The organism is Parabacteroides sp. AD58 (genome assembly GCF_023744375.2).
GTDB classification, from domain to species: domain Bacteria; phylum Bacteroidota; class Bacteroidia; order Bacteroidales; family Tannerellaceae; genus Parabacteroides; species Parabacteroides absconsus.
On the sequence record NZ_CP146284.1, the window covers coordinates 468,849 to 493,145 of the forward strand.

At 43.0% G+C, this 24,297-nt stretch carries 16 protein-coding genes and 1 riboswitch; of the genes, 11 read left to right on the top strand and 5 right to left on the bottom strand.

What is annotated here, in order from left to right; all coding sequences use genetic code 11:
- Positions 1-26: 26 nt before the first annotated feature.
- Positions 27-3,248, top strand: coding sequence for a carbamoyl-phosphate synthase (glutamine-hydrolyzing) large subunit (gene carB / locus NEE14_RS02020; protein ID WP_251967665.1), 3,222 nt, complete (start codon positions 27-29; stop codon positions 3,246-3,248).
- Between the two features lie 88 nt (positions 3,249-3,336).
- Here the strand turns inward: carB and cobI are convergent, their stop codons facing one another.
- Positions 3,337-4,038, bottom strand: a complete 702-nt coding sequence (gene cobI, locus NEE14_RS02025) for a precorrin-2 C(20)-methyltransferase (RefSeq protein WP_251967664.1) — start codon at positions 4,036-4,038, stop codon at positions 3,337-3,339.
- A 77-nt stretch (positions 4,039-4,115) separates the two neighbouring features.
- A riboswitch (cobalamin riboswitch) is annotated at positions 4,116-4,321 on the top strand.
- A gap of 58 nt (positions 4,322-4,379) precedes the next feature.
- On the opposite strand from cobI, the gene NEE14_RS02030 reads away from it, so the two are divergent.
- The 9 genes from NEE14_RS02030 to purT all read left to right on the top strand — a co-directional run bounded on the left by NEE14_RS02030 (position 4,380) and on the right by purT (position 15,456).
- Positions 4,380-5,555, top strand: coding sequence for an ABC transporter substrate-binding protein (locus NEE14_RS02030; protein ID WP_422394691.1), 1,176 nt, complete (start codon positions 4,380-4,382; stop codon positions 5,553-5,555).
- 4 nt (positions 5,556-5,559) lie between these two features.
- Complete coding sequence (locus tag NEE14_RS02035) at positions 5,560-6,597, top strand: iron ABC transporter permease (RefSeq protein ID WP_251967662.1); 1,038 nt, start codon at positions 5,560-5,562, stop codon at positions 6,595-6,597.
- Positions 6,590-7,603: an ABC transporter ATP-binding protein gene (locus NEE14_RS02040; RefSeq protein WP_251967693.1), complete on the top strand. Its 1,014-nt coding sequence runs from the start codon at positions 6,590-6,592 to the stop codon at positions 7,601-7,603. Before NEE14_RS02035 ends, NEE14_RS02040 begins: the two co-directional genes overlap by 8 nt.
- 58 nt (positions 7,604-7,661) lie before the next feature.
- A complete protein-coding gene (gene mtgA, locus NEE14_RS02045) occupies positions 7,662-8,432 on the top strand; it encodes a monofunctional biosynthetic peptidoglycan transglycosylase (protein WP_251967661.1) in 771 nt (256 codons plus the stop codon).
- Positions 8,396-9,067, top strand: a complete 672-nt coding sequence (lipB, locus tag NEE14_RS02050) for a lipoyl(octanoyl) transferase LipB (RefSeq protein WP_251967660.1) — start codon at positions 8,396-8,398, stop codon at positions 9,065-9,067. Before mtgA ends, lipB begins: the two co-directional genes overlap by 37 nt.
- A gap of 678 nt (positions 9,068-9,745) precedes the next feature.
- Positions 9,746-10,225, top strand: a complete 480-nt coding sequence (locus NEE14_RS02055) for a GAF domain-containing protein (RefSeq protein WP_251967659.1) — start codon at positions 9,746-9,748, stop codon at positions 10,223-10,225.
- Between the two features lie 131 nt (positions 10,226-10,356).
- Positions 10,357-12,936 (top strand): DUF5686 and carboxypeptidase-like regulatory domain-containing protein, encoded by a 2,580-nt coding sequence (locus NEE14_RS02060; RefSeq protein ID WP_251967658.1) that lies wholly within the window; start codon positions 10,357-10,359, stop codon positions 12,934-12,936.
- Between the two features lie 13 nt (positions 12,937-12,949).
- Entirely contained in the window at positions 12,950-14,263 is a 1,314-nt protein-coding gene (locus tag NEE14_RS02065) for a Na+/H+ antiporter NhaC family protein (RefSeq protein ID WP_251967657.1), read from the top strand.
- Positions 14,264-14,274: 11 nt separating this feature from the next.
- Positions 14,275-15,456, top strand: a complete 1,182-nt coding sequence (gene purT, locus NEE14_RS02070; RefSeq protein ID WP_251967656.1) for a formate-dependent phosphoribosylglycinamide formyltransferase — start codon at positions 14,275-14,277, stop codon at positions 15,454-15,456.
- A 79-nt stretch (positions 15,457-15,535) separates the two neighbouring features.
- Here purT and NEE14_RS02075 read toward each other — a convergent pair whose 3' ends face one another.
- The 4 genes from NEE14_RS02075 to NEE14_RS02090 all read right to left on the bottom strand — a co-directional run bounded on the left by NEE14_RS02075 (position 15,536) and on the right by NEE14_RS02090 (position 22,811).
- Positions 15,536-16,444: a glycyl-radical enzyme activating protein gene (locus NEE14_RS02075; RefSeq protein WP_251967655.1), complete on the bottom strand. Its 909-nt coding sequence runs from the start codon at positions 16,442-16,444 to the stop codon at positions 15,536-15,538.
- Between the two features lies 1 nt (position 16,445).
- Positions 16,446-18,815: a trans-4-hydroxy-L-proline dehydratase gene (gene hypD / locus NEE14_RS02080; RefSeq protein ID WP_251967692.1), complete on the bottom strand. Its 2,370-nt coding sequence runs from the start codon at positions 18,813-18,815 to the stop codon at positions 16,446-16,448.
- 275 nt (positions 18,816-19,090) lie between these two features.
- Positions 19,091-19,822 carry a LytR/AlgR family response regulator transcription factor gene (locus NEE14_RS02085; RefSeq protein ID WP_251967654.1) on the bottom strand — a complete coding sequence of 244 codons (732 nt, stop codon included), beginning with the start codon at positions 19,820-19,822 and terminating at the stop codon, positions 19,091-19,093.
- A 10-nt stretch (positions 19,823-19,832) separates the two neighbouring features.
- Positions 19,833-22,811, bottom strand: a complete 2,979-nt coding sequence (locus NEE14_RS02090; protein WP_251967653.1) for a sensor histidine kinase — start codon at positions 22,809-22,811, stop codon at positions 19,833-19,835.
- A gap of 187 nt (positions 22,812-22,998) precedes the next feature.
- Here NEE14_RS02090 and NEE14_RS02095 point away from each other — a divergent pair, with 187 nt between their 5' ends.
- Positions 22,999-24,276 carry a hypothetical protein gene (locus NEE14_RS02095; protein WP_251967652.1) on the top strand — a complete coding sequence of 426 codons (1,278 nt, stop codon included), beginning with the start codon at positions 22,999-23,001 and terminating at the stop codon, positions 24,274-24,276.
- Positions 24,277-24,297 lie beyond the last annotated feature (21 nt).

Genomic DNA, 24,297 nt, shown 5'->3' on the forward strand with positions numbered 1-24,297 from the left:
ACTAATTTTTGCATGAAGAGTCGTTTATGAAAGATAATATAAATAAAGTCCTTATTTTAGGTTCAGGAGCTCTGAAGATTGGTGAAGCAGGAGAATTTGATTATTCCGGAAGCCAGGCATTAAAAGCTATTAAAGAAGAAGGTATTAAAACGGTTTTGATCAATCCGAATATTGCTACAGTACAGACTTCTGAGGGAGTTGCTGATACGGTTTATTTCTTGCCTGTTACTCCTTATTTTGTAGAGAAGGTAATTGAGAAAGAACGCCCGGACGGTATTTTACTGGCTTTTGGTGGTCAGACAGCTTTGAACTGTGGTGTCGCTTTGTATCAGAGTGGTGTATTGGAGAAATATGCAGTGCGTGTTTTGGGTACGCCGGTACAGGCTATTATGGATACAGAAGACCGCGAACTGTTTGTACATCGTTTGGATGAGATTGGTGTTAAGACCATCAAGAGTGAAGCCGTTGAAAATATTGAAGACGCACGTCGGGCAGCAGCCGAATTAGGATATCCGGTTATTATCCGTGCTGCATATGCTTTAGGAGGACTTGGTTCGGGTTTCTGTGATAATGAAGAAGAACTGAATGTGCTGGCTGAAAAAGCCTTTTCATTCTCACCTCAGGTGTTGGTGGAAAAGAGTCTGAAAGGTTGGAAAGAAGTAGAATATGAAGTAGTACGTGACCGTTATGATAACTGTATCACGGTTTGTAACATGGAGAACTTCGACCCGCTGGGAATCCATACCGGAGAAAGTATCGTGATTGCTCCTTCTCAGACATTATCCAATACGGATTATCATAAACTGCGTGAACTGGCCATCCGCATTATTCGTCATATAGGTATTGTAGGTGAATGTAATGTACAATATGCTTACGATCCGGATAGTGAAGATTACCGGGTTATTGAAGTAAATGCCCGATTGAGCCGTTCATCTGCTCTGGCTTCAAAGGCAACCGGTTATCCGTTGGCTTTCGTGGCTGCTAAGTTAGGCTTGGGATACGGTTTGTTCGACTTGAAAAACTCAGTAACGAAGACAACCAGCGCTTTCTTTGAACCGGCACTTGACTATGTAGTATGTAAGATTCCGCGTTGGGACTTGGGTAAATTCCATGGTGTAGCACGAGAATTAGGCTCAAGCATGAAGTCGGTTGGTGAAGTCATGGCTATCGGACGAACCTTTGAGGAAGCTATCCAGAAAGGTCTCCGTATGATTGGTCAGGGCATGCACGGCTTTGTAGAAAATAAGGAACTGGTTATTCCAGATATTGATAAGGCCTTGAGAGAGCCGACCGATCGTCGTATCTTCGTTATCAGTAAGGCTTTCCGTGCCGGTTATACGATCGATCAGATCCATGATCTGACTAAGATTGATAAATGGTTCTTGCAGAAATTATATCGAATCATCCAGACTGCCAATGAACTGGAAGCATTCAGTAAGATACAGGAAGTTTCAGACGATTTACTGCGCAAGGCCAAGATGCAGGGCTTTTCTGATTTCCAGATCGCCCGTGCTTTGTTGAAGGAGAAAATGGAAGATACCGACAAAGCAACTTTACAAGTCCGTCAGGATCGTAAATATCGTGGTATTGTTCCGGTTGTTAAACAGATTGATACATTGGCAGCTGAATATCCTGCTCAGACCAATTATCTGTATCTGACTTATAATGGTACAGAGAATGATGTTCATTATTTAGGCGACGGTCGTTCGATTGTTGTATTGGGTTCGGGTGCTTATCGAATCGGTAGTTCGGTTGAATTTGACTGGTGCGGCGTTCAGGCTTTGAATACGATTCGTAAAGAAGGCTGGCGTTCGGTAATGATCAATTATAATCCGGAAACGGTTTCTACGGATTATGATATGTGCGACCGCCTGTATTTTGATGAACTGACATTCGAACGTGTAATGGATATCCTGGAACTGGAGAATCCGCACGGTGTGATTGTATCAACGGGTGGACAGATTCCGAATAACCTGGCAATGCGTCTGGATGCACAGCATGTTCATATTTTAGGAACTTCAGCTCAAAGCATTGATAATGCAGAAGACCGTGAGAAGTTCTCAGCTATGCTTGACCGCATCGGTGTTGATCAGCCTCGCTGGAAAGAACTTTCATCCATGGATGATATTAACCAGTTCGTAGAAGAAGTAGGTTTCCCGGTTCTGGTTCGTCCGAGTTATGTGCTGAGTGGTGCTGCCATGAATGTATGTTCCAACCAGGATGAATTGGTTCGCTTCCTGGAACTGGCCGCTAATGTTTCGAAGAAGCATCCGGTTGTAGTCAGCCAGTTCATTGAGCAGTGCAAGGAAGTGGAAATGGATGCTGTTGCACAAAACGGAGAAATCATCATGTATGCCATCAGTGAGCATATCGAATTTGCTGGTGTCCATTCCGGTGATGCTACCATTCAGTTCCCGGCGCAGAAACTGTATGTGGAAACAGTTCGTCGTATTAAGAAGATCAGTAAGCAGATTGCTAAAGAATTAAATATCTCAGGACCGTTCAATATTCAATACCTGGCGAAAGGAAATGAAATCAAGGTAATTGAATGTAACCTGCGTGCTTCTCGTAGTTTCCCGTTTGTCAGCAAGGTATTGAAGATTAACTTCATCGAACTGGCTACTCGGGTTATGTTAGGTCTGCCGGTGGAAAAGCCGAACAAGAACGAGTTTGATTTGGACTATGTAGGTATTAAGGCCTCTCAGTTCTCATTCAACCGTTTGCAGAAGGCAGATCCTGTCTTGGGTGTAGATATGGCTTCTACGGGTGAAGTTGGTTGTATCGGTGATGATGTTTCGGAAGCAATTCTGAAGAGTATGCTTTCTGTCGGACAACGTATTCCGGAAAAGAACATTCTGTTATCAACCGGTACTGCTAAACAGAAAGTAGCTATGCTGGATGCTGCACGTCTGTTGGCTCAGAAAGGTTATAATTTGTATGCAACGGGTGGTACACACCGCTTCTTTACTGAAAATGGCATTCCAAGTACATTGGTATATTGGCCAAGTGAAACCGGAAAAGAACCTCAGGCTTTGAGATTGTTGCATGAGAAGAAGATTGATATGGTAGTGAATATACCAAGAGATCTTTCTGCCGGTGAGTTGGACAATGGATATAAGATTCGTCGTGCGGCCATCGATTTGAATATTCCGTTGATTACGAATGCTCGTTTGGCGAGTGCATTTATTAATGCATTCTGTACATTGAGTCTGGATGATATTCAGATCAAGAGCTGGCAAGAATATTGATAAATCAAGTTGTATAGACTGGATTTGAAAGATAAGCCGCTGAAAGCATCAGGTTCGCCTGGCTTTCAGCGGCTCTATTTGTTTATTGTCATGCCTGAATGATCAATAACGAGAAATAGGGGAAGTTTGTCTGTGCTATTATTTCAGGATCGGAAATATATTTCTCTTTCTCGGTTCCTACGTTTTCGAAGTAGTGGAAATGTGTTTCCGGATGCCGGCGGATACATTCATGGACAGCCTCGATGCAAGCCGACAGTTTCATGATTACTAAGTTGTATCCTTGTCGGATGAATTGAGCCAGTTCGTCGGCTGTTGCGGTTCCCGGAATTACCATCAGGCGTTCTTCCTGCTTGACAATGTGTAATCCTCCAGTTGCTCCGGCGGCAATAAAAGCCGGAATTCCCGGTACACGTCTTACTTCAATATGTTCTTTCTCCAGTTGATGATATATGTATTGGATAGAAGTATAGAATCCGGCGTCGCCTTCCGCTACGATAACCACCTTTTTCCCTTCACGAAGTGAGCCGGCAGCGTCAACCAGAAGCTGGTCATAGGCTTCGATAGCTTTTTGCCTGTCTTTGCTCATGGGCAATACAAACGGGCGAATCTTGTGTTCTTCTATTTCTAAAGCTTTCAGGATATTGGCCGCTCTTGACACTTGCTTTCCCGAAGGTGTCAGAGTTGCCGGACAGAAGATTTGATCTGCCTGTTGTAAGGTTTTCAATCCTTTTACGGTGATTAATTCGGGTTCACCCGGACCCAAAGAAACAAATGTAATTGTTCTGTTCATATTTACTAATGTTGAATAGAAATGCAAAAATCTTTATTTTACGCTTTATTCGCAAGTATCGGTCGAGTTTTTTATTACTTTTGTGCCAAGTAACAGGTGTCTGTTTCCTTCGTGAAGCAAGGAACGGATGAAAAGGGAACCGGGTGAAAGTCCCGGACAGTCCACGCTGCTGTAAGTCTTTACAGGATTCGGAGTAACCTCTGTTCCACTGGATAGATAACTATTCGGGAAGGAACTTCGAACAAGACAAAGTCAGAAGACCTGCCTGGTTACAAGATATAACTTAGATGGCTTTACTTTCTGCGTGGTTATGGAAAGAGAGAGCAGAATTGGTAGATAAAATGACAGTTATGAATCTAAAGCGAATAGCAGAAGCTGTGTTGCTTCTTGCCGTAATGGCGGGTTGTACTTCTCGTCCGACGAACGAACAGGCTAACGGATCGGATGCAGATGTAGCAACGGAAGCGGTTTTTACTGAGAAAATTGTACCGGAATATGCTGAAGGGTTTGAAATCCGTTATGAAGGAAAGGCTGCCTTAGTGGATATTCATGATCCGCAATCAGAAAGTGCGGGTGAATATCATTATGCTTTGGTGCGTCGGGGCGATCAGTCAACATCAATTCCGGAAGGATATGAAAAGTTGGAAATACCGGTGAGAAGTGTGATTTGCATGACTTCCTTACAGCTTTCTAATTTTATCAAGTTGGGAGAAACCGAACGGGTGACAGGAATTACCAGTACGCGCCACTTGTTTAATGAAACGATGAATCAGCAGCTGAAAAGTGGAAAAACGGTAAAGATCGGCATTGAAGGGAATTTCAATAACGAAGCCGTTATGAGCATGAATCCGGACCTGATTCTGATATCTCCGTTTAAACGTGGCGGCTATGAAGCCCTGAAGGATGTAGGAATTCCGCTGGTTCCTCATTTGGGATATAAGGAAATGACTCCGCTGGGACAGGCCGAATGGATTAAGTTCGTCGGTTTGTTGTGCGGAATGGAAAAGGAAGCCAATGCCTGTTTCCAGACTATCGAACAGCGCTATAATGAGTTGAAAGCTTTGACTGCAGATGGCAAGGTGAAACGCCGTCCGGTTGTTTTCAGTGGTGAATTGAGAGGTGGAAACTGGTATGCGGTTGGTGGAAAGAGTTTCCTGGCCCAGCTGTTTAAAGATGCCGGCGCTGATTATTTCCTGAAAGATGATGAGCGTTCGGGCGGTGTGACCCTCGATTTCGAGACGGTCTATAATCAGGCAGACAATGCTGATTACTGGCGTATTGTCAATAGTTATCCGGGAGAATTTTCGTATGAGGCATTAAAGGAACAGGATGCACGTTATGCCGATTTCAAGGCATTCCGTGAACATGGAATCATTTACTGTAACATGAAGACAACTCCTTTTTATGAGGAAATGCCGACGGCTCCGGAAGTCATCTTGGCGGATCTGCTGCATATCTTTCATCCGGAGTTATTGCCGGATCACAAGCCTGTCTTTTATAAACTATTAAAGGAATAAGGGCATGCGCTATACTCATACTTACCGGATGTTGTTGATCCTGTTGCTGATCCTTGTGCTGCTGCTGCTGAATTTATTGTTGGGCTCGGTTGCTATTCCTGCACAATCTATCTGGAATATTCTGACAGGTACAGGAAACGAACCTGTCTCTTGGCAGAACATTGTCTGGAAATCCCGTTTACCACAGGCTTTGACTGCGCTGGCTGCGGGCGCGGGTTTGGCTGTCAGTGGATTGCAGATGCAAACCGTGTTCCGTAATCCGTTGGCAGGACCTTCGGTGTTGGGAATCAGTTCCGGTGCCAGCATGGGCGTTGCTTTTGTCATTCTGTTGAGCGGAAGCTTGGGCGGCGTGGCGTTGAGCCGATTGGGCGTAATGGGAGAGATTGCTTTGTCGGTTGCCGCTATTATTGGTTCCTTGTCGGTCATGGCGCTGATTGTTTATGTCTCGCAGAAAGTAAAGGGAAACGTCACCCTGCTGATTATTGGTGTCATGATCGGTTATGTATCGAATGCGGTGATAGGTGTCTTGAAATTCTTCAGTGTGGAAGAAGATATCCGGGCGTATGTAATCTGGGGATTAGGTAGTTTCTCGCGTGTGTCTGGTAATCAGATGATGTTGTTTGTTACCTTGATGGCCATTCTGCTTCCTTTGTCTTTCTTGCTTATCAAGACATTAAACCTGATGCTGCTGGGCGACGGCTATGCCCGTAACTTAGGACTGAATATCAAGCGGGCCCGCCTGTTGGTAATTGTTTCGGCCGGTGTGTTGACTGCTATTGTAACAGCTTATTGTGGTCCGATTATCTTCTTAGGATTGGCGGTTCCTCATTTGGCAAGAGCCATGTTTCAAACGTCCGATCATCGGACTTTGATGCCTGCAACCTTATTATTAGGTGCAGCTTTGGCTTTAATCTGTAATCTGCTGGCCCGCATGCCTGGTTTTGAAGGGGCTTTACCGGTTAATTCGGTAACGGCATTGGTGGGCGCGCCTGTCGTGGCTTCCGTCTTGTTTAATAAACGTAAAAATGACTGGAATGAATAAAGAAACGATCCGACTGGATGATTTGTCAATTGGCTATTCCATCAAGAAACATCATACGAAAGAAGTAGCTTCGCATATTCAGGCTACTATCCGAAGCGGCGAACTGACGTGTCTGTTGGGCGAGAATGGTGTAGGAAAATCGACATTGCTCCGTACGCTTTCTGCCTTTCAGCCGAAGTTGGGCGGACATATATGGCTGCTCGGGCGTGAAGTCGAATCGTATACAGACCGGCAATTGAGCCGGATTATCAGTGTCGTGCTGACCGAACGGTGTGAAATCCGGAATATGACGGTCCGGGATCTGGTAGGAATGGGACGGAGTCCTTATACGGGTTTTTGGGGACGGTTAAGTCAGAATGACTGGGAAGTGGTAGATCGTTCCATTCGCCTCGTCGGTATTGAAGTGCTTGCCTCGCGTATGGTACATACATTGTCTGACGGTGAGCGGCAGAAAGTCATGATAGCGAAGGCACTTGCCCAGGAAACTCCTATTATTTTTCTGGATGAACCGACCGCTTTCCTGGATTATCCGAGTAAAGTGGAAATCATGCAGCTCTTGTATCGCCTGATACAAACGACTGAAAAGACCATTTTCCTTTCTACACACGACCTCGACTTGGCTTTGGAGATAGCAGACAAAATCTGGCTGATGGAGCGGAAACAGGGAATTACAGTCGGTACACCCGAAGATCTGGCTTTGTCGGGCCGGTTGAAATCTTTCTTTTCCGGTCGGGGCGTTGTGTTTGATGATGACAGCGGCCTTTACCGGATACAGATGCAATATAAGTACCGGATCGGCATCCGGGGCGAAGGCGTTCGTTATTTGATGCTGAGGAAAGCCTTGCAGCGTTGTGGTATTCGGGTGGATAATCCGGCATCGGCTGTTGCTCCGTTTATTGAGGTTGGCTCAGAGTCATTTATCCTTCATGCAGAAGAAGCCGTGTGTTATGAAACGATCGAAACCCTGTTGCAGGCTGTACGAGAGTTAAGTTTGCCTGAAATCTGATTCCTTTTTTCAGGAAAAATGCATAAGTTTGCATGAAAAACAAAATAGGATAATACGAATGATGAAACGTGTGCTGATATACTTACGGAATCTGATACTTTTCTTTTTCATCTCGTCTATACTGGCTGTCGTACTCTATCGTTTTGTGCCGGTTTATCTGACACCACTGATGGTCATTCGTCTGGTTGAACAGGCCAAGGCCGGTAAAAACCTGAAGCTGGAACATGAATGGGTCCCGATTGAAAAGATTGCGCAGACGTTGCCGCAGGCTGTTGTGGCTTCTGAAGATAATTTGTTTATGGAACATCCCGGATTTGATTTCAAGCAGATCCAGAAGGCTCGTGAAGAAGCCGAACAGGGAAAACGGGTGCGCGGAGCCAGCACCATCAGCCAGCAGACAGCCAAGAATGTTTTTCTATGGCAGGGAAAAACCTATTTCCGGAAAGGACTGGAAGCCTATTTTACTTTATTGATCGAATGGATATGGGGAAAAGAACGGATTATGGAAGTTTACCTCAATTCGATTGAGATGGGCGATGGCATTTATGGCGCCCAAGCTGTGGCAAAGGCGCATTTCAACAAAGAAGCTTATCAGTTGACGAAAGGAGAATCGGCTTTGATCGCGGCCTCTTTACCGAATCCGCGCCGGTTTAATTCGGGGAAACCTTCTCCGTATATGCGTCAGCGGCAGGCCAAGATCATGTCGCTGATGGATAAGATTCTGCCGATTGATATGGGGTATAAGGCTCCGCAAAAGACAAAGAGTACAGGTAAAACAAAAAATAGAAAGAAATGGAGAGCTTCAGTTATCAGGATCTCGGAAGAATAGTATATGAAAAGGCGCTGGATATCCAGACCGAGAAGTTCAACGCGCTGCTGGCTGCCAAGGCAAAAGGGGAAAAGGGGCGGAACGAACTTCTCTTTTGTGAACACGAGCCGGTTCTTACCATCGGCAAAAGCGGGAAAGACTCGAATCTGCTGATCCCGGAGGCCCGCCTGAAGGCCTTGGGCATTTCGTATTATCATATTAATCGGGGTGGCGATATTACTTACCATGGTCCGGGACAAATCACCGGATATCCGATTTTCGATCTGGAAACCTGGCATATCGGATTGAAGCAATATATTTACCGGCTGGAAGAAACCATCATCCGCTTTCTGGCTTTATATGGCTTGAAAGGCGAAAGGTTGGAGGGCGCAACCGGTGTATGGCTGGATCCGCTGGTTGCAGGAAAGGCCCGGAAGATTTGTGCCATTGGCGTAAAGAGCAGCCGCTTCGTTACGATGCACGGCTTTGCCCTGAACATCAATACTGACCTGAATTATTTCACGTTGATTAATCCGTGTGGATTTACGGATAAAGGGGTGACGTCTCTTGCCCGCGAGTTAGGCGAAAATCAAGATTTTGAAAAGGCAAAAAGACAATTGGCCGCTCTTTTCAGCGAAGTTTTCGGTGACGTGTGAATTTGTCAGAATGTCAAATCATCCCTCTTCTGTTTGCGTTATTTGGATGCAAGTACGGCAGTGATCGGAAATATGCGATTTATACGAAGTTGAGGTTTGACAAAAGGAAAGCTAATCGCTTTATTGACTGAATTCTTTTGGGAAAGATGCTGAAGCTAGGCTTCAATTCTTGTGCGGTGTCAGCCAAATGGGAGAATTTGGAGTAATTTGTCAGTTGAAAACCGATGGCTTTTCTTGTCATTATTTGGGCTTTTGGGTGGTTTTTTTCTTCCTCTTTCCCTGAAAAATGGATGCAAAGTCGGTTTTATGCCGGGTTTTCTTCCTTTTTCTGCCTACAAAAGTTCAATTTTGTCCTGTATTTTTCTCAATTCCTGCCTACCTTTTTCTCCATTTCTGCCTGGTTTTGTCTGAAAAAGTAACGAGAAACGTCCGAAAAAGCCGTTTATTTTACAAAATTCCCTGTTTTTATCGCTGAAAAAGTGGATGCTTCTCAAAATGGTTGTTATCAGAAATGGCGGTAAATGGCTTTTCTGTCATGAATAAAGCCTTTTCACTGGCAAAATGAACAGATGTTATAAGATGATAAAGGCGTGTTATTTTATCGGTAGTTGGCTTTTATCATTTATTTTTTCGGTAGATTTTTGTACATTTGCAACTTACAAACTATAACGATCAACTATGGCTGAAGAACTTATTATTGATAAGCAGGCTGGGAAAGCTGAAAAATACCAGGAGTTGATGCCTCAATTGGAAGCTCTGGTAAAAAACGAAGGTGATGTAATAGCCAATATGGCCAATATCTCAGCAGCATTATGGCAGACTTTTCATTTCTTTTGGGTTGGTTTTTATCGTGTAGTGGAAGGGGAGCTGGTTTTAGGTCCATTTCAAGGTCCAATCGCTTGTACGCGTATCCGGTTGGGCCGGGGTGTTTGTGGTACTGCCTGGAAAGAAGGCAAGACACTTGTCGTGCCGGATGTGGATCAGTTTCCGGGACATATTGCTTGTAATTCGGCCTCTCGTTCGGAAATCGTGGTGCCTGTTCGGGATAAAAAGGGTGAGGTTGTAGCTGTATTAGACATTGATAGTGATCGGTTGAATTGTTTTGATGAAACCGATGTTGTATTTTTAGAGAGAGTGGTTTTGTTTTTGTTCAATTAGACGGAATTTATAGTACAAAAGTCAGATTCATAGGGGGTAGTTATGTTTTATTAATAAGATAAGTTTCTGTTCTCTTTATGAAATGATCTACTTTTGCGCACAATTATAATTCGCGTAGGAAGATAAATACGATGGTTAAAATAGTACGATTAACTTACTTGCTGCTATTCCTTTTGGTGATGGGTGGCTTGAGTAATACGTTATCAAGTCAGACGGTAACTTCTGTCTCGGGTATTGTGAAAGATTCAATTACCGGAGAACCGTTGTCGTATGTGTCGGTATTGTTTAAGAATTCGACAATAGGAGCCATGACGGATGATAACGGGGCTTTTTCGTTGCAGAACGATAAAGGTTATACCACATTGGTGATCTCATCGATGGGATATACAGAAAAGGAAATCAAGTTGAAGAGCGGAAAGAACAATGCCGGCCTGGCAATCATGTTGCGTCCTACTTCATACGAGTTGACGGAAGTGGTTGTAAAGCCGAAGCGGGAGAAGTATTCGCGGAAAAACAATCCGGCAGTCGAGCTGATCAAGAACGTGATAGAGCATAAGGATGATAACCGGATTGAATCCAAAGAAGAATATCAGGTAGAAAGCTATGAGAAATTGAGTCTTGCCCTGGATAATTTCAGTCCGAACCTGGACAGTAAACTGGGAAAGAAGTTCAGTTTTATCAAGAATTATCTGGATACATCGGAGTTTAACGGGAAGCCTATTCTGACGCTTTCGGTCCGTGAAACACTGGCCGACCGGTATTATCGGAAGAAGCCGAAGACGGAAAAGATAATCATCAAAGGAAAACACATGCAAGGTGTGGATAAGACTTTGGATGAAGGAGGTATCAGTGCCAACTTGGAAGAAATTTTCCAGGGCATCAATATCTTCGATAATAATATCAATATCCTGTTGAACCGTTTTGTCAGTCCGTTGTCTTCTACGCTGGCTGTATCTTATTATAAGTATTATATCATGGATACAGTCGATGTGAGCGGCGTTAAATGTGTGGATTTGGCTTTTGTTCCGGTGAATAGTGAAAGTTATGGATTTACGGGGCGTTTGTATGTAACGCTCGACGGAAACTATGCTTTGAAGAAGTTTACGCTGAACGTCCCCTCACATATCAACCTGAACTTTGTGGACAAGCTTCGGATTGATCAGGAATTCAAACAGATGCCTGACAGTACCTGGGTATTGGATACGGAAAATACCTTTATTAACTTCTATATTGTCGAGGGAACGCAGCAGTTCTATGCGCATCAGTTGAGGAGTTATGACAAGTATTCGTTTGAAGTAGCCAACCGGGATTCTATCTTTGGACTGTTAGGAGAGAACCATTTCGCTCCACAGGCCAATACGCAACCTGATTCGTTCTGGGTAAATCACCGTCATATTCCTTTGAAGGAGAAGGAGAGTGCCTTGGATGAGCTGCTGGCTCAAATGCGAAAGGTGCCTGTGTTTAATGTGATTATCAAGACGGCCGAGATTCTTATTTCCGGTTATATACAGACCGGAAAGGACCGGAATACCAGCAAATTTGATTTTGGTCCGATGAATACGACTATCAGTGCCAATGAATTGGAAGGCATGCGTTTCCGTGTTGGTGGTATGACAACAGCCAACCTGAGTGACCGTTGGTTTGCTGATGGATATTTGGCCTATGGTATAAATGACCGAAAGCTGAAATACAATGCGACCTTGACGCACAGTTTTAACCGTAAAGAATATCATCCGGGTGAATTTCCGCGGAATAATTTGTCGTTGATTCATGAATATGATGTCTATACGCCGGGTCAGGACTTCCTGTTTACGAGTAAGGATAATATGTTCGTCGCTATCAAGGTCGGAACACCGGTTACGCATATGCAGTATATCCGGAAGACAATGTTGCAGTACGAAAAAGAATGGTTGAATAATCTGAGTATGTTAGGTTGGGTGCGGCATGAAAATAACGAAGCTGCTGGAACTTTAAGTTACGACCTGATGAATACGGATGGTTCGCTGACGCATATTCGGGATTTCAACAAGACGGAATTGGGCTTGCAACTTCGTTTTGCTCCGGGCGAGCGCGCCTACAACGGACGTGCCGGTCGGGAATCAGTCTTCAACCTGTCGAAAGATGCACCGGTATTCAAAGTCTCTCATCAGTTTGGCTTTAAGGGATTGGGTGGCGATTACCAGTACAATCATACAGAAGTAAGTGCCGAAAAGCGTATCTGGCTGTCATCTTTCGGTCATATCGATGCGAAAGTAAAAGCCGGCAAGGTATGGGATAAAGTTCCTTTCCCCTTGTTGATTCTGCCCAATACCAACCAGTCACTGACGATTCAGCCGGAAGCCTTCAATATGATGAATGCGATGGAGTTTGTTACCGACCAGTATGTTTCCTGGTATGTGACATATTACCTGAAAGGTTGGATCTTGAACCGCATACCGGGTATAAAATGGTTGAAGCTTCGTGAAGTCGTTTCCTTCAGTGGTATTTACGGAAACTTGACGGATAAGAACAATCCGGCACTGACACCGGGTTTGTTCCAGCTGCCGGATGGAACCATGCCGATGGGTAATCAGCCTTATATGGAAGCCAGCATCGGTCTGGAAAATATCCTGAAGATCTTGCGAATCGATTATTATCGCCGATTAACGTATCTGGATAATCCGGGAATTAAGAAAGGTGGTATTCGTATAGCGCTGCGCTTCTCGTTCTAAAAATACAATAAGGATGACTCAAGAAACAAAGAATACAAATAAAACATTCCAACATACTCCTAACGTGTGGGCCTTGCTCCCGTTAGGAGTATTTCTGCTTTCTTACCTGGTGGTTTCTTGTATAGCCGGAGATTTCTACAAGATGCCGATTACGGTTTCGTTTGTCCTGTCGTCGGTTGTGGCGATAGCCATTTCAAAAGGAGGAAAGCTGAATAGCCGGATTGAGCAATTCTGTAAAGGAGCGGCCAACAGCAACATCATGTTGATGGTAGTCATTTTTATCTTGGCCGGCGCCTTTGCCCAGACAGCCAAGGAAATGGGCGCTGTAGATGCCACGGTTAACCTGACGATGTCGCTTCTTCCGGGAAATCTGCTGGCGGCAGGCATCTTCATTGCCGCTTGTTTTATCTCGATTTCGGTGGGAACGTCAGTCGGAACCATTGTCGCTTTGGCGCCGGTTGCTGTAGGAATCGCTGAAAAAGCCGGAATGCCGGACGCCCTGATGCTGGGTGTCGTGGTGAGTGGTGCCATGTTTGGTGATAACCTTTCTTTTATCTCTGATACAACCATCGTGGCTACCCGGACACAAGGATGTGAGATGTCGGATAAGTTTAAGGTGAATTTCCGGATCGCTTTGCCGGTAGCTATTCTTACGGCTGTTTTGTATGTGTGGTTGGGCTTGGGAGTTCACGAGAGTTATCAGCCGGAACATATTGAATGGGTGAAGGTCTTGCCTTATCTGGTCGTCTTGGTTGCGGCCATTGCCGGCATGAATGTGATGCTGGTCTTGTTCTTGGGTATCTTGTTGTCGGGTATCACCGGTTTGCTGACGGGAGCATTTGATATCTGGGCTTGGAATGCTGCGATGGGAAGTGGTATCACCGGTATGGGCGAATTGATTATCGTGACGCTTTTGGCCGGCGGTATGCTGGAGATGATCCGGTATAACGGAGGAATCGAATGGATTATCCGGAAGCTGACAGCCCGTATCGATTCGGCCCGAGGTGCGGAAGTCAGTATTGCCGGACTGGTTAGTTTTGCCAATCTCTGTACGGCCAATAATACAATCGCCCTGATTATGGCAGGTCCGATAGCAAAAGATATTGCCACGCGTTTCCATATTGATCCGCGTCGAAGTGCCAGTTTGCTGGATATATTCTCTTGTTTCGTGCAAGGTATTATTCCCTATGGAGCGCAAATGCTCATGGCTTCCGGTTTAGGAAATGTCTCTCCGTTGGAAATCATGCAGTATCTGTATTATCCCTATTTGTTGGGTGCAGGCGCTTTATTGGCAATTATCTTCAGATATCCTCGAAAATTTACTTAAAATAATATACTATGGCAACAATAGGAACACCGATGTCACCTACCGCTACGAAAGTCGTTCTTTGCGGTAGTGGCGAATTAGGAAAAGAGTTTGTAATCGAATTACAGCGCTATGGCGTTGAAGTGATTGCGCTGGATAAATATGCGAATGCGCCGGCTATGCAGGTAGCCGATCGTTCGTATGTCTTGTCGATGCTGGACGGAAAAGCATTGCGGGAAATCATCGAAAAGGAAAAGCCGGATTATATTGTACCGGAAGTAGAAGCCATCGCAACAACTACGTTGATGGAATTGGAACAGGAAGGTTTCCATGTTATTCCTACGGCTAAGGCTACTTGGTTGACGATGAATCGTGAAGGTATCCGTCGTTTGGCTGCTGAAGAATTAGGCTTGCCTACTTCTCCGTATCGTTTTGCGGCAACTGAAGAAGAGTTTAAGGCTGCCGTAAAGGAGATAGGCATGCCGTGCGTAGTAAAGCCTATCATGAGTTCAAGCGGGCATGGCCAGAGTGTTGTCCGTAAAGAGGAAGATATTGATCCGGCTTGGCATTATGCGCAAGAAGGCGGTCGTGCTGGAGCCGGTAAGGTGATTGTAGAAGGATTTGTAGATTTCGACTATGAAATCACGCAGTTGACAGTTCGCCATATTAATGGAACGTCATTCCTGGAGCCAGTGGGTCATGTACAGAAAGACGGTGATTACCGTGAATCCTGGCAACCTCAGGTGATGAGTCCGTCTGCTAAGGAGAAAGCTCGTCATATAGCCATGCAGATTACGGATGCTTTGGGTGGACGAGGAATCTTTGGCGTTGAATTGTTCGTAAAGGGCGATGATGTCATCTTTAGTGAAGTTTCTCCGCGTCCGCATGATACTGGTATGGTGACGATGATTACACAAGACTTGTCTCAGTTTGCCCTTCATGCTCGTGCCGTATTGGGTTTGCCGATACCGAATATCCGTTTCCTGGGTGCTGGTGCTTCACGTGCCGTTGTAGTTGATGGAGAAAGTTCACAGTTGAGTTTTGGCAATCTGGAACACGTATTAGAGCAGCCTGATACGCAATTGCGTTTGTTTGGCAAACCATCCGTGAATGGTCATCGGCGTATGGCAGTTTTGCTGGCTCGTGCAGAGAATGTTGAAGAAGCTCGCCGTAAAACAGGAGTGATGATGGATCAACTGGAAATAAAGCTTTAATTGCTCTATATGTGAAAAAGTCGGGCTTCCTGAAACGCACCTTCTTAAAAAGAAGAACTTTCAGGAAGCCCGATTTATTTTATCCGCCGATTTTAGCTTTTAGCTGATATTCAGCAAAGATGTCCAAACATCGTTTTTGTGTCGCTTCATCCGGCGCTTGCATTGTGAATTGGTTCGGATTGTAAGTCGTACCTAATTTATCATGCTTGTTTTTCCCAATGTCATGATATACCAGCAAATTGACAATTTCTGGAGGTTTAGGCAAACTTGCCAAGAATTCGGCCGATTTCCGGATATTCTCTTCGTCAGCATTGACACCTACAATGAGCGGAATTCGGATCCAATAAGGAACATCCGAAGCTGCTACCCGTTTTAGATTCGCCAACACCCGTTCGTTAGGAACGCCGCAATAATGCCGGTGTTTTTCTGAATCCATCATCTTCAGGTCTACCAGGAATAAGTCACATTGCGGAATAACGCGTTCAACGACTTCTTCCGAGGCATACAAGGTTGTATCAACTGCCCGATGAATATCTTCTTTTCCACAGCGGGTCAGAAGCTCTAACAGAAAGTCTGGCTGCATCAATGGTTCGCCTCCGCAGAAAGTAACACCACCTTCCGAGCGGTCCATTACGGCTGTTTCCTTTTCGATTTCATGCATAGCCTCATCAACGGTCCATTCCCGTCCTGAAATTTCCAAGGCACAAGCCGGACAAACCTCCACACACGTTCCGCACATCTTGCATTTATCCAAGTCTGTGACAATACCCGAACGTGTCAGTTGCAAGGCACCTTCCGGACAAGCCTTTACGCATGTCTGGCAACCAATACATTTCTTCCTGGTATAAAGCTTGACCGGTTTTTTCCCGATGCCTTCTGGGTTATGACACCAGACACAAGACATCGGGCAACCTTTCAAGAATAAGGTGATCCGGATACCCGGACCATCATTAATCGCATATCGCTTGATATCAAACAGAAGTCCCATATTAGAATGATTCCTGCTCAGTACGCGCAATTACGTCGGCCTGCAGGTCGGCATTCATGTCGTTGAAATAGTCACTGTAACCCGCAACACGAACTAACAAGTCACGGTAATCTTCCGGACATTTCTGGGCTGCATACAATGTTTCAGTATCTACAATATTGAACTGGATATGGTGTCCGCCTAAAGCAAAGTAAGCACGAATCAGTGAAGCTAGCTTAGCTACATCTTCTTCACGTTTCAGCAAGCTCGGCATGAAGCGCTGGTTCAACAACGTACCACCACTCTTAACCTGATCCAGTTTGCCTAATGACTTAATAACGGCAGATGGCCCGTGAGTGTCGGCGCCGTGAGAAGGAGATGTTCCATCAGAGATAGCTCTTCCAGCCAGACGTCCGTTAGGTGTTGCACCCATTATTTTACCGAAGTAAACGTGACAAGTGGTTGAAAGCATGTTCAGGTGGAAACATTCGCCTCTTGTATTCGGTTTGCCTTCGATGGCATCATACAAATCGTTGAATACACGTACAGCTACAGAATCAGCCTTGTCATCATCGTTACCGAAGAATGGAGTATGGTTAAGGATGTATTGACGCATCACTTCATGACCCACGAAATTATCTTTCAGAGCCTGCAGCATTTCATCCATTGTGTAGCGTTTGTCTTCAAATACATGCTTACGTAATGAGCATAAGCTATCTGTAATTGTACCCAAACCAGTACATTGGATGTAATTTGTATTATAGCGTGCTCCTGCGTTGTAATAGTCTCTTCCTTTGGCAATACAGTCATCAATGAAAAGAGAAAGGAATGTTGCCGGAGCATATTTAGCAAACATACGGTCAATATAGTTGCTGACGCGTACTTTCATATCTACGAAGTAGTGGATCTGCTTCAAGAATGCAGCATATAAATCTTCGAAAGTCTCAAATGAATTAGCTTCTCCTGTTTCCAATCCGACTTTTCTTCCAGAAACCGGATCTACACCATTATGGAGAGTTACTTCCAAAACCTTTGGTACATTCAGATATCCTGTCAGGATATAAGCTTCTTTACCGAAAGCTCCAACTTCGATACAACCACTACAACCACCTTCGCGGGCATCAGGCAAGCTCTTTCCTTGGCGCATCAATTCCTGAATATATACGTCAGGATTGAATACAGAAGGATAGCCATGTCCTTGACGAATCACTTTACAGCCGGCACGCAGGAATCGTTCAGGTGTACAAGAGCTGATATGAATTGCACTACCTGGCTGCAACAGGTGTAATTCTTCAATGGTTTCAAGCATGATATAAGAAACTTCACTCACGCCATCGCTACCATCCGTTTTAACACCTCCGATATTCAGGTTCGTGAAGTCGTTGTATGTACCACTTTCTTTTGCTGTGATACCTACTTTTGGAGGAGCAGTCTGGTTATTGACTTTAATGAAGAAGCATGACATCAATTCCTTGGCCTGATCACGAGTCAAAGTACCATCAGCAATGCCTTTTTCATAGAAAGGAGCTAAGTGCTGATCGAAATGTCCAGGATTCATCGCATCCCAACCATTTAATTCAGTGATAGTACCCAGGTGAACAAACCAATACATTTGAATAGCTTCCCAGAAATCACGAGGAGCATGAGCCGGAACCCAACGGCAAACTTCTGCAATACGGCGAAGTTCTGCTGCACGTTTCGGATCTTTTTCTGTCATACTCATTTCATCTGCTAAATCAGCATGACGATTGGCAAATAAGATAGCTGCATCACATGAAATTGCCATACCTTGCAGTTCTTCTTGTTTGTCGGTTGCTTCCGGATCATTCATGAAATCGAGTGATTCAATGTTCTTTTGGATTCTCTCTTTCAAGTCAAGCAGACCATAACGATATACTTTTGCATCAAGTGCTGTATGTCCGGGAGCTCTTTGTTCCATGAATTCAGTAAACATACCTACTTCATAGGCTTCTTTCCATTCTTTCGGGACATGATTGAAGATACGTTCACGTTGTGTACGACCTTTCCAATATGGGATCACCTCGCGTGCGTAGGTATCAATGTCTTCCTGACTGATGGTGTAGCGTTGTAATTCACGCGTATTCAGAACGTGCAAATCTTCTACACTATGACAAGTTAATTCCGGGAATGTAGAAACAGCCTTTGGACGTGGTCCACGTTCTCCGACGATCAATTCATCCTTTCCGATATAAATTGTCTTCTGTTTGCATATCTCATAGAAATTAAGAGCACGCAGAATAGGAATAGGATATTTCCCTTCATTTTCTTTATAAAACTTCGTCTCGATCAAAGCCCTTTCAATTGACAAGGATGGCTGAGCGTCGAACGATTCCTTACGTAACCGTTTGATGCGGTCGTTCATACCCAACATATTCGCTTCATTAGATGGAGCGAAGTTGCTGGCGCTTTTAGGCGCGCGTTGTGCTACTTTTTGTGTTGACATACTGACTTTAATATTAGAATCGGTTTAGTATTTATTTCTATCTTCTAAAGTGTAAAGTTACTACTTTTTCTAAATATTTCATAGAAGAATGGAAGTTTAACACTATAAAAAATATTAATGAATTCCTTTGTGTTTAAATAGGACAAGCTTGTCGGGTGAGATCTCCTTTCATCCGGGAAAATATAAGGAGCTATTTCAGCGGATTATAATGATTTTTCTAAAATATCTATTCCTCCAGCCGATAAATCTATATGCATTTCTTTTCCCGTAGGTGTCCGAAGGATGCATACTTTGTGCTTGCGCTCAATTTTATAGATTAAATTTCGATTGATAAGGATACTTCTTCCAGCTCGCACGAAGTTTTTCTCTCCTAATTTAGTTTCGATGTTACCTAACCGTTCTAAAATAATTTCTTCTCCGTCCATTAGCTGGATATGTGAATAATTTCCGTTAGCTTTTACATACGCGATTTCGTCTTTACCTGCATATAAGATTCCATTTAACGTACGGAATGATTGTTTCTCGTTTTCAGGGAAACAGACTGGCATTTCATTTGCCTGATCTTTAAGTTGGATACGATGAAGAGCTTGTGCTAATTCGGTTACATCAATAGGCTTTAACAAGTAGTCTGCCGCAGCGAAACGGATTGCCTGTAGAAGGTATTCAGAATTACTGTATGCGGTAGTAAAAATGATATGAGGTAAGGGTATGGATTCTTTTAGTTCACGTAGTAATTCCATAGACGTATGTCCTTGTAACTGTATATCAAGGAAAATGATATCAGGTCGATACCGTAAAATTCCATATAAAGCTGTTTCATAAGAGTCATAACAATCCACAATCTCAATATTAGGATGATACATTTCCAGCTTTTTTATTAGTGACAAGCGGGGTAATCGTTCGTCTTCAACTATAATGGTACGATAGTTTTTCATAAGTTTCAATTTAAAAATAATTATAATGATAGGGAATATATAGTTCAAATCGAGTACCACATGGTTTTCCATCGGATGTTACCAGATCGGTGATTGTTTGTATGATGTGCTCGTTGTTTCGTTGATTGTATAGTTCTATTTGTTGTGCCATGATACTTAATCCTTGTTTGGTAGATGTAGAAGAAAACGCTAATGCAGCTTGGCGCCCTATGCCATCATCTGTAACGATTAGGTTAATACCTCTTTTTATCTGAGAGATCTCAATGTAAATATGACCTTTGCCTGGTTTATTGCGTAATCCATGTTTTACAGCATTTTCGCAATAAGTATGAAGGATCATATTGGGTACTTGTATATGCATATCAACATCCTTTTCAATTTGGATGGAGTAAGATAAATTTTCTTCATACCGTAGTTTCTCTAAAGAAAGGTAGAATCGTACATATTGAATTTCTTCTTCAAGCGATCTTGAAGGTTTATCTACATCCAATAACGTTGAGTTGGTAAAACGAGAATAAAGTGTCAAGTATTTGTTGGCCTCTTCTACTGAGTTATTCATCATGAAATATTCAATCCCTGCCAGTACATTGGCATTGAAATGTGGAATAGATTTCAAACGGATGGATTTTATCAATAGGTGATTCAGTTTGATTTCACGCTTGAGTTCTTCGATGTTTTTTTGATTCCGACGTTTGTAATAATTATATGCTAATCCCCAAATACTAGCTGCCAATATTAGAAATATGGTAACCCAAAACCACCAGTGTTCCCAAAATGCAGGTTTCAAATGAATTGCTATATGGATAGGTTGGGAAGACAGATTTCCAATCTTAGCGATAACTTCCAGTTCGTAGTGTCCGGAAGGTAGATTGTTAAACTGCACTTCACGCCTTGTTTGAGGTTGTGACCAATTCTCTTGAAAACCTTTTAGCCGATAGCAATAACGTATATTTCCGGTGGCAGAATGGGAGACGGCTATGTATGAAAAGTATAAATTCCGTTGACTATGATCTAATTCGATATTTTGATTGTTTTCAGTGTAAATTTCATTCCAGTTGACATTATCAGCTGAAGACTTGGCCGAAATTAATTCTAGGGGAGGAATGTTATATTTGTAAATGAGTTCTTGTGGATTGAAAGAGACAGTTTGGTTGACACAAGGAATCCAAATGGTACCGTCTTCTGTCTCTGCTATGTGGGCGGCCAGTGGCTCAATACCGGTAAAACCGTTATATTGATTGAAGAACATCGTTTGCATTGAATGAGTATCTGTAATGTGTAATCCATTAATAGTAGCAACAACCAAATAATTGTTTTGTGTTTGTCGGATAGAGCGTATTAAACTACCGTACTTATGTAGTAAGACAGCCGAATCATTTCGTAAAGTGTACAGGTCTTCTCCTGCACTAAACAGAATATCTCCATCAGGTTTTGCAATTATGGATGTACAGACTCGATTTTCTTCAGGTAATACAATTCCTTTCTGGAAGTTTCCTTGGAGACAAACCAAACCGTAGATAGTACCAACATAAATATTCCCTTGATTGTCAGACTGTGCACAAAAGATACCCTTTAATCCATCGTATTTCCGACGGATATGTCCTTTTGCATCTGTAATGAATAATTCTTGTCGGGTAGCTATCAGCAGACTATCTTTATAAGCCGTTAGATATTGGTAATTAAGGGTAGGTAGATTTAGCCAACATTGTGTCTGAGAAGTACAAGCTAATACATCACCTTTCCCTAAAAAAAATATTGTGTCTCCAATACGGGCAGCTCGTGGCAGGAAATAATTGTCTTTATTTCGAGAATACGGCAACGGGGTCATATTCTCTCCCTTCTTGTCTTGGAGTAACTGTCCATTTAGTGTACCTGCAAATAGATTTTCATGTTCATCTTCTTCAATGGCGCGTAGGATATCATTTTTGTCTGTCAGTATATGGTTCTTGAAATTCATCTGGAAAAAATTGTAAACACCTTGATAAGTGGCTAGCCATAAATTACTTTCGCGGTCAATATACATTTGTTTAATGAGGTTGATACCGTCCACCAAATGTTCTATCTTTCCGTTTTGCGATAGGCGATAAATATTGTGTGCATCATGAATAAAAATATTTCCTTTTGTATCAGCACATGCAGAAACGCCATAATCAGGTGCTAAGAAATGATAGGCTACTTTTGTTTTTATTTTATTATTTGCATATTCGTATATACCATCTGCAGCAAACAAGTATAGATGGTCATTTGATTCGAGTAATGAATATACTTCTGGCAGATTGATTTCAGGCAAAGATGTTCCATCTTCCTTTAAGCAATATACTCGTTCTTCGGTGGGAATATAATATATCTTCTTGTTTTGACTCAAGTAAACTTTCCGGGTATTATCCATGAGATCAAGTAAAGAGTTTTTTAGTAAAGACTGAATACTATCATTTGTTATACAACAGATTTCACGACCGGTTTCTTCTTCATTTTCTAAAATTAAAAATCCCATAGGAAGAGAGGAGGAATTGTAATTGTTGAGTAAAAGTCCTTTGTATTGGAAAGGAACGGAAAATAATGTGTCTTCTTTATTTACTAGGTGTTTCCTTCTAAATCCAAGGGCGGTTATTTCTCCTTCTGGACTTTCGTAGAACGAGAGGATGTTTTCCTGCTTCCCTTTCAAAAAGGGTTTGAATTCGAACCCGTCGTAACGAACAAATCCTGAAAGTGAACCAATCCAGATATATCCTTTTCTGTCTTGGTAAATACATTCCGTCAGCATTTGAGGTAAACCGTCAAGCGTAGTGTATCTACGATAGGCATATTCAGATATGACAGATATAGGAGTTTGTCCTATCGTATCTGCAGGGAAGAAGCCTACAAAAAAGAACAATAAGAAGATTCTGAAAAGAATATTATATGATTCTTTCCTGCCTGTTAAAATAAACAATATGATACTTTGCCTTTGTTCCTGCATATTCCCTGCGTGCTGATAATAGATCTTCATTTACAAAGGTATTCTTTTCTTTCAAACACGCGTTATATATTTTCTGTTGAAAGAAAAAGAATTAGAATCATGTATGAAAAAGGTTAGTTTGTGTATGTATTGATTAGGTCTGTGTAAAGTGGATTTTAAAGTATTGTATGTCAGTTTCTCTTGTTTTATATTTGAGAAAATCTAAAATATTAGGGAAATGAATATGCAGTATATAGTTATAGGGCTGACTTGGTTGTTGGCCGGGTGCGGTCTCAGTGGAGATAATAATTCTGCCAGAAGAGACTCTGAAGATATGTATGTGGAAGAAGTAACGGATATTCTTCCAAATGAACGGAAACCTACTGCAACGGTCTTTGACAAGACTCGTCGGGTTACTTTGTATGACCCCTATATGCAAAATGCCGAAGTAATGACTATGGATTGTTTGCCAGGCTGGCAAGTGATAGGACGGGTTGATCTGGAAGGATTAGAGAAATGTAACGATGGTTCTAATATTCAAATTAAAGGAAGCGATGGCGTACGTCAACTTGGCTTTTATTTTGAACAGAGTCGTTCTTATTATGACGAGGCCGATGGAGTACCGACTGGTCAGCGTCATCCTTTGTTGCAGAAATTGAAGCGTCCCTATACGACAGCCGAGGATTATCTTCGTTTTGTCGTTCAAACTCAATTTCCCGATGCTGAATCAGTCGAATTAAAAGATGTGGTGGGGTATGACAAGTTGCCGTCCGAACAACAAAAAGAAATACAGAAGTTTGGACAGGTACTCTTGGAAGCTGTCAAAGTTGGTTTATCACGGTCGGCTATGGGAAGCGGATTTTCTCAAATCCTGAATGCTTACCCGGATGTAGCCATTGCTGAATATATTATAAAATTGAAGAACGGGAAGCTCCTTTATCATGCGGCATTTGCAAAGTTCTTCATCTATGATTTGTGTATGCCTTCGGGTATGATGAGCACAGTTGATCGACGTTATTGGTCGGTGGTGGATTTGAAGACAGCTACGGCTCCTGACGAAGAATCTTTGCAGGTAGCCATGACTGAAATGAATACTATGAACGCATCGGTAAAACTTAATCAGCAATATCAAGCTGCTATCTTAGCGATTCAGCAAGGGCGTAATGACCGGATGAAGCAGGAAATATTTGCCGGGATTGCCCGTAACCAGCGGCAAGCTGCAGCCCTCTCCCGTCAGATACAGGAGAATGCTGCCGAGATCAGTGACATTCAAATGTCAATGTACGAAAGCACTAGTGCGATGCAAGATCGGGTGACAGCTCTACGAAGTGAGGCAATTCGGGAGGTAAATCCGTATGTAAGCAGTGATGGTACTGTGGTGGATATTCCAATCGGTAGTGGAACACAGGTGTGGAGTACGTCGGATGCGGGTACGATTCTTTCGTCGGACAGTTATTTTTTTAATCCTAATATTGGCTCGACCATAGAATACCAAGAAATGCAATTGTTGAGGTAAAATTGTTAATAGTGAGGATAG